General features: G+C 73.4%; 9 protein-coding genes. 8 read left to right on the forward strand and 1 reads right to left on the reverse strand.

Annotated elements, in window-relative coordinates:
* Nucleotides 1-138: 138 nt before the first annotated feature.
* Nucleotides 139-507, reverse strand: coding sequence for a hypothetical protein (locus BBH68_RS26430; RefSeq protein WP_065966034.1), 369 nt, complete (start codon nt 505-507; stop codon nt 139-141).
* Nucleotides 508-628: 121 nt separating this feature from the next.
* Here BBH68_RS26430 and BBH68_RS26435 point away from each other — a divergent pair, with 121 nt between their 5' ends.
* The 8 genes from BBH68_RS26435 to BBH68_RS26470 form a co-directional block, all read left to right on the forward strand.
* The gene (locus BBH68_RS26435) at nt 629-1,279 is read left to right on the forward strand and encodes an HAD family hydrolase (RefSeq protein ID WP_065966036.1); all 651 of its coding nucleotides are present in this window, start codon (nt 629-631) and stop codon (nt 1,277-1,279) included.
* A gap of 333 nt (nt 1,280-1,612) precedes the next feature.
* Entirely contained in the window at nt 1,613-2,734 is a 1,122-nt protein-coding gene (locus BBH68_RS26440; protein ID WP_076970618.1) for a methionine ABC transporter ATP-binding protein, read from the forward strand.
* Nucleotides 2,731-3,489, forward strand: coding sequence for a methionine ABC transporter permease (locus tag BBH68_RS26445; protein WP_065966040.1), 759 nt, complete (start codon nt 2,731-2,733; stop codon nt 3,487-3,489). Before BBH68_RS26440 ends, BBH68_RS26445 begins: the two co-directional genes overlap by 4 nt.
* Nucleotides 3,490-3,580: 91 nt before the next feature.
* Nucleotides 3,581-4,402 carry a MetQ/NlpA family ABC transporter substrate-binding protein gene (locus BBH68_RS26450; RefSeq protein ID WP_065966042.1) on the forward strand — a complete coding sequence of 274 codons (822 nt, stop codon included), beginning with the start codon at nt 3,581-3,583 and terminating at the stop codon, nt 4,400-4,402.
* Nucleotides 4,403-4,460: 58 nt separating this feature from the next.
* Nucleotides 4,461-5,279, forward strand: a complete 819-nt coding sequence (locus BBH68_RS26455) for a MetQ/NlpA family ABC transporter substrate-binding protein (protein ID WP_065966044.1) — start codon at nt 4,461-4,463, stop codon at nt 5,277-5,279.
* A 147-nt stretch (nt 5,280-5,426) separates the two neighbouring features.
* Nucleotides 5,427-6,077, forward strand: a complete 651-nt coding sequence (locus BBH68_RS26460; RefSeq protein WP_065966045.1) for a GNAT family N-acetyltransferase — start codon at nt 5,427-5,429, stop codon at nt 6,075-6,077.
* A 358-nt stretch (nt 6,078-6,435) separates the two neighbouring features.
* Nucleotides 6,436-7,689, forward strand: a complete 1,254-nt coding sequence (gene cbiE, locus BBH68_RS26465; protein WP_065966047.1) for a precorrin-6y C5,15-methyltransferase (decarboxylating) subunit CbiE — start codon at nt 6,436-6,438, stop codon at nt 7,687-7,689.
* Nucleotides 7,690-8,004: 315 nt separating this feature from the next.
* Nucleotides 8,005-10,494 (forward strand): DNA polymerase III subunit gamma/tau domain-containing protein (locus BBH68_RS26470; protein ID WP_483855357.1); only part of this gene is annotated, 2,490 nt, incomplete at its 3' end.

The following is a 10,494-nucleotide window of genomic DNA, read 5'->3' on the forward strand; positions in this document are numbered from 1 at the left end:
CCCGGCCCCTGGCCGAGCCCGCCCGCCCGGGCCCGCCCCGGCGCGGCGGCGTCGGGCGCGGAAGAAACAGGCGCGGGGGAAACAGGCTCGGGGGCTTGGGGCTCGGGGGCTTGGGGCGTGGTGGATTCGGACGCCGGCTCAGGCACCGCTGCCTCCCCAGATGTCGTACAGCCGCACCTCGAGCACGGCCAGCACCACCGCGGCCCCCGCCACCGTCGCCGACCCCCACCGGGTCCGCTCCGCCAGCGACATGAACGCCGCGACCGGCACGGCCAGCGCCGAGCCGATCAGATACGCCACGAAGATCGCCACACTGTCGTGGGGGTGCTCCCCGCGCGCCAGCCGCACGATCCCGACGACGAGCTGGGCGAGGCCCAGCAGGGTCACCACGGCCATGCCGATGAAGTGCCAGTCCTTGGTGGGCTGGTCGCGGTAGGCGGCGAAACCGCACCACGCGGCGAGCGCGAGGGCGGTCACACCGAGCGCGATCGTCAGCGCGTCGATCAACGTGACCTCCGCGCGGTGCGGCGGCGCACACAGGGGGTGGCAAGCATGGGGACGAGGGTAATCGGCCCCGGCGGACACCACGTGCCCGACCCCGAGGCCGGGCCTCGTACGCTGACCCGATATGAAGATCTCCGCTGACGCCCTGCTGTTCGACAATGACGGAACCCTCATCTCGTCCCTGGAGTCGGTCCACCGTTGCTGGAGCCGCTGGGCGGCGGAGTACGGAATTCCGGCGGAGGACTTCGCGCGGGTCGAGCTGCACGGCCGCCCCGCCTCCGACATCATCGGCGATCTGCTGCCCGCCCACCGCGTTCCGGAGGCCCGCGCCCGCATCGACGAACTGGAGCTGGCGGACGTGCCCGGCGGCGGGGTGGTGGCGCTGCCCGGGACGGTCGAGCTGCTGGGGCGGCTCCCCGCGGACCGCTGGGCGGTGGTGACCTCCGCGAACCGCCGGCTGGCCGAGGCCCGCCTGGCCGCGGTCGGGATCTCCCCGGCCCTGCTGATCAGCGCGGACGACATCACGCGCGGCAAGCCGGACCCCGAGCCCTTTCTGCTGGCCGCCGCCAAGCTCGGCTTCGAGCCCGCCCGCTGTGTGGTCTTCGAGGACGCCCCCGCCGGGCTCACGGCGGGCCGGGCCGCCGGGATGCGAACCGTGGCGTTGACCACAACCGCCGGCCGGGACGAGCTGATCGCCGACGTCGTCGTCGAAGACCTGTCGGCCGTGTCCGTCCAGGCCACGCAGGACGGACTGGAGATCACGGCGGGGGAGTGAACGACCCCGCCGCTGTCCACAGACTGGTCCGACAAGTCCGCTATTCGGACATGTTTGATCGGCCCGCACATGTGTCTGCTTTACTTACGCCCATGACCACGACGAGCAGCCGCGCCCACGCGACCGAGGCGATCCAGACGCCCGGTGCTCGCTGTATGTGTCGAATGTGTGACCGCTGAGGGCCCCTGTCCGAGCCTCGCGCCCCGAAGCGAGACCCGCTGAGCAGAGCCGCGTCCGCACCCACCCGTGCCGGACGGGCCGCCCCGCGTCACCGGAACCCGAAGCCGCGCCGCGCTCGCGTGCGCCTCGGGCACATCCACGCCGCGTTCCGGAATGAACGAACCGTGCCCGGCGGCACCATCCGCCGCGCACTCAACAGTGACGGAAACCCCTGTGATCACCACGACAGGCCTGACCAAGGTCTACCGCTCACGAGGCCGCGAGGTCACCGCCCTCGACGGCGTCGACCTCCACGTCCGCGAGGGTGAGGTGTACGGCGTCGTCGGCCAGAGCGGCGCCGGCAAGTCCACCCTGATCCGCTGCGTGAACCTTCTGGAGCGCCCCACCTCCGGCACGGTCAGCGTGGCCGGCCAGGACCTCACCGCGCTCGCCGGACGGGGCCAGCGTGCGGGGTCGGCGCTGCGCAAGGCCCGCACCGGGATCGGGATGGTCTTCCAGCACTTCAACCTGCTCTCCTCGCGCACCGTGCGGGACAACGTCGAGCTGCCGCTGGAGATCCTCGGCGTCTCCGGCAAGCAGCGCACCCGAAAGGCCCTGGAACTGCTGGACCTGGTGGGCCTCGCCGACAAGGCCAAGGCGTACCCGGCGCAGCTCTCCGGCGGCCAGAAGCAGCGCGTCGGCATCGCCCGCGCGCTGGCCGGCGACCCCAAGGTGCTGCTGTCCGACGAGGCGACCTCCGCCCTGGACCCGGAGACCACCCGCTCGATCCTCCAGCTGCTGCGCGACCTGAACCGGCAGCTCGGGCTGACGGTGCTGCTGATCACCCACGAGATGGACGTCGTCAAGTCGATCTGCGACTCGGCCGCGCTGATGCGCGCCGGCCGGGTCGTGGAGTCCGGCACGGTCGCCGACCTGCTCGCCACGCCCGGCTCCGAGCTGGCGCGGGAGCTCTTCCCGGTCGGCGGGGAGCTGCCGGGCACCGACCGGACCGTGGTGGACGTCACCTTCCAGGGCGAGGCCGCGACCAAGCCGGTCATCTCCCAGCTGGCGCGCACCTACAACATCGACATCTCCATCCTCGGCGCCGCCATGGACACCGTCGGCGGCCGGCAGGTCGGCCGGATGCGGATCGAGCTGCCCGGCCCGTTCGAGGAGAACGTCGTACCGATCGGGTTCCTGCGCGAGCAGGGGCTGCAGGCCGAGGTGGCGGGCGCCGCCGAGGCGGCCCACCTCGGGGCGAGCGACCTCAAGCTGACCAAGGAAGGTGCCAAGTGACCTGGTCCGAGATGGAGCCCCTGCTCGAGCAGGCCTGTTGGGACACGCTCTACATGGTCGGCTGGTCGGCCCTGATCGCGGTCGTCGGCGGACTGCCCCTCGGGATCCTGCTGGTGCTCACCGACCGCGGCGGGGTGCTGCAGAACGTCGTGGTGAACAAGGTCGTCGGCCAGATCGTGAACATCGGCCGCTCCATGCCGTTCATCATCCTCATGGTCGCGCTGATCTCCTTCACCCGCCTGATCGTGGGCACCACCATCGGCCCCGAGGCCGCGATCGTGCCCCTGGCGATCGGCGCCATCCCCTTCTTCGCCCGGCTCGTGGAGACCTCGGTGCGCGAGGTGGACGGCGGGCTCGTCGAGGCGGTGCAGTCCATGGGCGGCTCGACCTGGACCGTCGTACGCAAGGTCCTGCTGCCCGAGGCGCTGCCCTCGCTGATCTCCAGCGCGACCACCACGATCGTGGCGCTCATCGGCTACTCGGCGATGGCCGGCACGGTCGGCGCCGGCGGCCTGGGCGACCTCGCCATCCGCTACGGCTACCAGCGCTTCGAGACCGAACTGATGTGGATCACCGTCGGGATCCTCGCCGTGGTGATCTCCATCATCCAGTTCGCCGGTGACTTCGCCGCGCGGGCCCTGTCCCACCGCGGACGCTCCTCGACCGCCGCGTGGCCGTGGCTCTCGCGGGGCCCGAAGCGGGCCGAGGAGACCGGCCCGGTGGCCAAGGTCGCCGAAGCCCCCGAGGCCCCCTGAACCCCGGCCCCTCTCCACCACCCAACCCCTTTTCCTCTGAGCGCCCCGCACCCGCCGCGGCCTCGTACGCCCAAAAAGAAAGGCACTTTTCGTGCGTAACACCACCAAGACCCTCGCTGTCGCCCTCACCGCCGGAGCCCTCACCCTGGGCCTGGCCGCCTGCGGCAAGGACTCCGGCTCCGACAAGAACGGCGCGCTCGTCGTCGCCGCGAGCCCGGTCCCGCACGCCGAGATCCTGAACTACGTCAAGGACCACCTGGCGGACAAGGCCGGCCTCAAGCTCGAGGTCAAGGAATTCACCGACTACAACACCCCGAACACGGCGACCGAAGACGGGTCGGTGGACGCCAACTACTTCCAGAACCAGCCGTTCCTCGACGACTTCAACAAGAAGAAGGGCACCCACATCGTGCCCGTCGTGACGGTGCACCTGGAGCCGCTCGGCCTGTACTCGCACAAGGTGAAGAAGGCCGACGACCTCAAGAGCGGCGCGACCGTCGCCATCCCCAACGACACCGTCAACGAGGCCCGCGCCCTCAAGCTGCTGGATTCCAACGGCGTCATCAAGCTGAAGAGCGGCGCGGGCAACGAGGCCACCCCCAAGGACATCGCCGACAACCCCAAGAACCTGAAGTTCAAGGAGCTGGAGGCCGCACAGCTGCCCCGCTCCCTGGACGACGTGGACGCCGCGGTCATCAACGGCAACTACGCCATCGAGGCCGACCTCAAGCCCGCCAAGGACGCCCTCGTCCTGGAGTCGCCCAAGAACAACCCCTACGGCAATTTCCTCGCCGTGAAGAAGGGCAACGAGAACGACCCCCGCGTCAAGAAGCTCGCGAAGCTCCTCACCTCCCCCGAGGTGAAGAAGTTCATCCAGGACAAGTACGACGGCTCCGTCATCGCGTCGTTCTGATCGCGGACCCCGACCCGGATCCCGACCCGGAACGCGCGACACCGAAGGAAGCCACCCCATGCGCAAGATCGCGGTCCCTCTCGCCGCGGCGGCACTCGCCCTCGGGCCGACCGCGTGCGGCGCGGGCTCCGGCGGCGGCCCGGACGACGACACGCTCGTCGTCGGGGCCACCGCCGTCCCGGCCGGCGAGGTGCTCGACCACATCAAGAAGCACCTGGCCGACAAGGAGGGCCTCAAGCTCGAGGTCAAGGAGTTCACGGACTACGTCCTGCCGAACACCGCCCTCCAGGAAGGCTCGCTGGACGCCAACCTGTACCAGAACGCCCCCTTCCTGGATAACTTCAACAAAACGAAGGGCACCGACCTGGTGTCCGTCACGGACGCCTATCTGCCGCCCATGGGCGCCTACTCCAAGCGCGTCAAGGACCCCTCCGACATCAAAACCGGGGCGACCGTCGCGGTGCCCAACGAGAGCACCAACGAGGGACGGGCCCTCAAACTGCTGGCGGCCAAGGGGCTCATCGAGCTGAAGAAGGACGCGGGGGTCACCGCGAGCCCCGCCGACATCACCGCCAACCCGAAGAAGCTCACCTTCAAGGAGCTGGAGCCGGCGCAGCTGCCGCGCTCACTCGACGATGTCGACCTGGCCGTCATCAACAGCAATTACGCGCTCGACGCCGGACTCGACCCGGCCAAGGACGCGGTGCTGCTGGAGTCGGTGAAGGGAAACGAATACGCCAACGTCCTCGCCGTGAAGAAGGGCAATGAGGACGACCCGCGGGTGAAGAAACTGGCCAAGCTCCTCACCTCGCCCGAAGTGCGGAAATTCATCCAGGAGAAGTACAAGGGGGCGGTGCTGCCGGTCACCGGCGGTTAGCCGCCCCCCGCGCGCGAAGGCTCCGTATCCGAACCCCGCAAACGGATACGGAGCCTTCCGCTTGGCCACCCCGTGCTGCATTTCCCTCGAGCGATGCTGCATGCTGGGCTCTTCCTGAAGCCTTGGACCCCGGTTACGGAGCGGCGCATGACATCCACCTTCCCGGACATCTCCATCAGCACGGAACGGCTGGTGCTGCGCCCGTTCGAGGAAGCGGACGTGCCGGCGCTCACGGAGATGATGAACGACGAACTCGTCACCGCCTGGACCTCGGCGCCCCACCCCTACACCACCCGGGACGCCCGCGAATGGGCGCTGCGCATCGCGCCCGCCGAGCGCACCGAGGGCCGCGGCATCGTCTTCGCCGTGGCCGAGTTCCTCACCCAGCGCCTCGTCGGCATCGTGCACCTCAGCAACACCGACTGGCGCGTGCTGGCCACCGAGATCTCCTACGTCACCGCCCCCTGGGCGCGCGGCGAGGGCTACGCCTCCGAATCCGCGCTGGCCGTCGCCCGCTGGCTCTTCCAGGACCAGAAGTTCGAACGGCTCGAGCTGCGCACCGCGGCCGACAACGCCGCGTCCCAGCAGGTCGCCCAGAAGATCGGCTGTATCAGCGAGGGCGTGCTGCGCAACGCCTGGATAGCGCGCACCCAGACGGAGGACGGCGGCTGGACGGACCTGCGCACCGACGTCATCGTCTGGAGCCTGCTGCCGGAGGACCTCCACGGCGTGCACGGCGACCCGATGGCGGACACGGACGGCTTCAGCGCTTACCCGTCGTACTCCGACTGGAACTGACGCGCCCGCATCCCGCGCCCGGCGCGCCCAGCTACCGGCGCGCCTCCCGCCCGCGCTCCGCGCCCGGCGCGCTCCGGGCCGAGCGCCGTGCTCGGGTGATGCGCCCGGGCGCCGTGCGGCGGCCTTCTCGGGCGCCTTGCGCGCCCCGCCGACAGGCGCTTCCACCGCATCGAGCAGCGCCTCGGCGCGCCCGGCGCGCCCCCGCGGTCCGCGCCCTGTGTCCCGCGGTCCGGACCAGGCGGGATAATCTCTCCGGGCCCGTGCATCCCGCGCCCCCCGAACCACGGCGCGCGCACCGGCGCCACCCCTCTCCGCGGCGACCCGCCGCGCACCCGCGACCCTTGGGAGACATACGACGATGGCCGACCGCGTCACGGTGATCGGTTGGGACGGCTCCCCGCTCACGGACGTGGCCCGCTCCGCCCTCGGCGCGGCCACCCTCGTGGCCGGCGCCGCCCACCACCTGGCGCTGCCCGAAGTGCCGCCGGGCGCCGAGCGGATCAGGCTCGGCAGCGTGGACCTCGCCGCCCGCCGCATCGCCCAGCACCGCGGCTCGGCCGTGGTCCTGGCCGACGGCGACCCCGGGTACTTCGGTGTCGTACGCGCGCTGCGGGCGCCCGAATACGGCCTGGAGGTGGAGGTCGTCCCCGCGGTCTCCTCCGTCGCCGCCGCCTTCGCCCGGGCCGGAATGCCCTGGGACGACGCCCAGGTCGTCGTCGCCCACAGCCGCGACCTGCGCCGCGCCGTCAACGTCTGCCGCGCCCACCCCAAGGTGGCGGTGCTCACCTCGCCCGGCGCCGGCCCCGCCGAACTCGCGCTCCTCCTCGGCCCGGTGCACCGCACCTTCGTCATCTGCGAGGCCCTGGGCACCCAGCGGGAGCAGGTCACCGTGCTGACCTCCGACAAGGCCGTCGACCACACCTGGCGCGACCCGAACGTCGTCATCGTCATCGGCGGCTCCGGCGCCACCGCGGCGCGCGGCGCGCCGGCCCCGGGCGCCGCGCGCGGCGCGCCGCAGGTCGGTGGGTGGCTCGCCGGGCGCGACCCGGGCTACCCGGGCGCGGTACGCGGCTGGGCGCTGCCCGCGCCCGCCTACGCCACCGTCCTGGGCGAGAGCGAGTCACCCCAGATGCGCGCCGCCCAACTGGCCCGACTCGGCCCCCGGGTCGGCGACCTGGTCTGGGACATCGGCGTCGGCAGCGGCGCGGCCGCCGTGGAGACGGCCGGATTCGGCGCCGCCGTCATCGCCGTGGACCGCGATCCGGACGTCTGCGGGCGCACCGAGGCCCTCGCCCGCCGCTTCGGCGTACAGCTCCAGGTCGTCCACGGCACCGCGCCCCAGATCCTCGAAGACCTGCCCGAGCCGGACGTCGTGCGGATCGGCGGCGGAGGCCCGGACGTCGTCGCCGCGTGCGCCGCCCGCCGCCCCGAGCGGATCGTCACACATGCCGCGACCCGGGACGAGGCGGAAGCCGTCTGCCGGGCGCTGGAGGACGGCGGGTACGCCGTCGAGTGCGCCCTCGTGCAGTGCGTGGAAATGGACACCCGGGTCTGGGCCGAACGGGAGCGGGCGGTGGCCTTCCTGGTGTGCGGTCACCGCGCGCACCTGTGAGTTTCGCCTGGTGACGTTCTCCCCGCCCACCGGCGGGAACCACCCCGGGCCCTGTCCCGCGACCCTCGCCCCATGACCCTCGCCGGGCGGCGCCCGAGGTAGGCTGGCAGATCGTTGTACTGCCTGTGCCGCTGCCCGGCGTTCGGCGCTATATCGGCCAATGGCCGGATTGCGTTCCCCTCTTGACGGGCCGCGGTAGGCAATGCCTCGGGCGTGCTACGTGCCGCGCACCGCGTGCGCTCGTTCTTGCCTCTGAGGCTTGCTCTAGGCGGTAGGCGGGTTGGAAGGAGCACTAGCGATGGGCGAGGGGTACGCATGACCGACACCGGCCAGGTCCCGGGCGAGGGGCTGCCGGAGAACGCGGGCGGACGACTCGGGCAGCCGCATCCCGCGGATGTCCACACCCCCCCTGCCGACGCCGGCTTCATCGAGCAGTCGCAGCCACAGCCGCAGTCCCCGTATGCCTTCCTCGACCCGCAGGACGCGGCCGGCGAGGAGGACGACCTCCTTCTCATGCCCGGCGCACAGGGCGCCTGGAGCGAGCACCAGCCGCAGTACCAGGACCCGTACCAGCAGCCCATGACCCACCTGCCCGGCGGGTACGAGACCGGGGGCTTCGCCTACGACCAGGCCCAGGCCCAGGGCTACGACCCGGCGTCGGCCGGGATCTACGACCAGGGCCCGGGCGGCTACGGCGGGGGACCGGCGGAGACCGGGTATGCCGACTACGCCGAGCAGGCGGAGCACGTCGAGCACGTCGCGCATGTCGAGCACGCCCAGTTCGAGGACGCACAGCGGCCCGACCCCCACCCTGCCCAGGCCGCTCCCGCCCAGCCGGCGCCCGCGCAGCCCGCCGCCAACCAGGACGCCCCCGCCCACCCCACTGCCGCCCTGCCGAACCCCGCCCAGCCCAACCCCGCGCAGGCCACCCCGTCGCCCAAGCCACTCGCGCACGCCGCCCCCACCCCGCCCCGGCGCCCGCTGCACATGGGCCCGCCGGTGCCCGACCTGTCCAACGGCATCGTGCGCTCACTCGCCGACCGCGGCCCGGCCGACGCTCCCACCCCCGTCGCTCCCGTCCGCCAGGCCGAACCGCCCGCCGCCGGGCCCCAATACGCCGAGGCGCCGCGCGAGGACGCCGAGCCGCTCCCGGGCCCGCAGCTCGCGGACATCCCCCAGCCCGGCAGACCCTGGGACGCCCAGGGCCCCCAGGCCGCGACCCCGGTGACGGAAGAGCCGAGCCCTGCCGAGGGGCACGACGCGCCGGGCCCGTACGAGCAGGAGCAGTTCGCCGACCCGGCGGTGGCCGACCCGCAGGGCATGGACCCGGCCGTCGGTATCCCCGCGCAGGTCCACCCCGACGCCGCCGCAGTGCAGCAGGGCCCGGCGTACGCCCCCGGCACGGACACCGCGCCGGGCGCCGCAGAGGCTTACGCGGGCCCTGTGCCCGGGATCCCGGCCCAGGGCCACCCCCACGCAGAGGCCGGTGCGCAGCCCGCGCAGCCCACCGCGCAGCCGCCCGGCGGCATCACCATCCCGGCCCAGGCGGACGGCGCCGCGCCCCCGGCCGAGCCCGCCCCGCAGCCCGTACCCGTGGCCCCGGGCCACGCCATAGTCGCTGAGGCCCCCTCACCCGAGGCCCCCGAGCAGCCTCAGGAGCCGCCCGCGGCGGAGGACGCCCCGGCCGAGCCCGCCGCCGAGCAGGCCGCGGCTCCCGAAACCGCCGCGCCGCAGGCCCCGCAGGGCCGTGCCGCACGCCGCCGCGCGGCCCGCGGCCGAGCCCCCGCCCAGAGCGCGCCCCCGGCTGACGAGCCTCAGGCAGAGCTCCCCGCCGACCCGGCAGCGGCCCCCCAGGGACGGGCCTCCCGCCGCCGCGCCGCGCGCGGCCAGAGCCAGCAGGCCGAGCAGACGCCCGATCAGAACACAGCCGCCGAAGCCGCCCCCGCGCCGGCCGACGATCTCTCCGACGCGCCGCCGACGACTGACGACCACGCGCCCGCCGCTGACGCAGCCGGGGTGGAGAACGCCGTCGCGCCCGGCGGGGACGCGGGTGTCGCGGACCCGTCGGCGGGTGAGGACGCGCCCGCCGCGCCCGCGCCCGAGACGGAGGACGCCGAGGCGGCTAAGGCCGCCCCGACCGACGAAGCACCCACGGAGGGCTCCCCCGCGACCGAGGAGGCCCCAGCCGCGCCGCCCGGCGACGCCCCTGCGACGGCCCCTGCTGCGACCCCTCCGGCTGACGCCGCGACGCCCGACGCACCCGCGCCCGGCACGCCTGAAGCCGAGACGCCCGCTGACGCGGTCGGCGAGGACCCTGCCGACGAGGCCGAGGCGCCGGCCGCTGCCGCGCCGCCCGCCGAGGGCGACGCCGCCACGGGCGTTCCTGTGGCTGAGCCGTCCGGTGGCGAGGGCACCGCCGCGCCGGAGGCCGTTGCCTCCGATGCCGCGCCTGCCGCCGCCCCGGAGGAGGCTGTGGCTGCGGCGCCGGCCGGTGAAGGCGCTGCGGCTGTGCCTGCGGCTGAAGTGCCCGGTGGTGAGGGCGTGCCCGCCGCGCCGGAGGCAGCCGCTTCCGATGCCGCGCCTGCCGCCGCCCCGGAGGAGGCTGTGGCTGAGGCTGCGGCGCCGGTTCAGGAACCGGTTGAGGAAGATGCGACGGCCGTGCCTGCGGCCAACGCACCCGCTGGTGACGGCGACGCGGCTGGGTCGTCCGGTGTTGAGGACGCGCCTGTCGCGCCGGAGGCCGCCGCCCCCGATGGGGATGCCGCTGCGGCTGCGGCGCCGGTCCAGGAGGACGTGACCGCCGCG

Origin of the sequence: Streptomyces sparsogenes (genome assembly GCF_001704635.1) — a bacterium.
GTDB lineage: Bacteria > Actinomycetota > Actinomycetes > Streptomycetales > Streptomycetaceae > Streptomyces > Streptomyces sparsogenes.

Bases quoted from the DNA above. Each gene is read 5' to 3' on its own strand.
- BBH68_RS26435 (WP_065966036.1), top strand. From the start codon at position 629: ATGAAGATCTCCGCTGACGCCCTGCTGTTCGACAATGACGGAACCCTC.
- BBH68_RS26440 (WP_076970618.1), top strand. From the start codon at position 1,613: ATGAACGAACCGTGCCCGGCGGCACCATCCGCCGCGCACTCAACAGTG.
- BBH68_RS26455 (WP_065966044.1), top strand. From the start codon at position 4,461: ATGCGCAAGATCGCGGTCCCTCTCGCCGCGGCGGCACTCGCCCTCGGG.
- BBH68_RS26460 (WP_065966045.1), top strand. From the start codon at position 5,427: ATGACATCCACCTTCCCGGACATCTCCATCAGCACGGAACGGCTGGTG.
- cbiE (WP_065966047.1), top strand. From the start codon at position 6,436: ATGGCCGACCGCGTCACGGTGATCGGTTGGGACGGCTCCCCGCTCACG.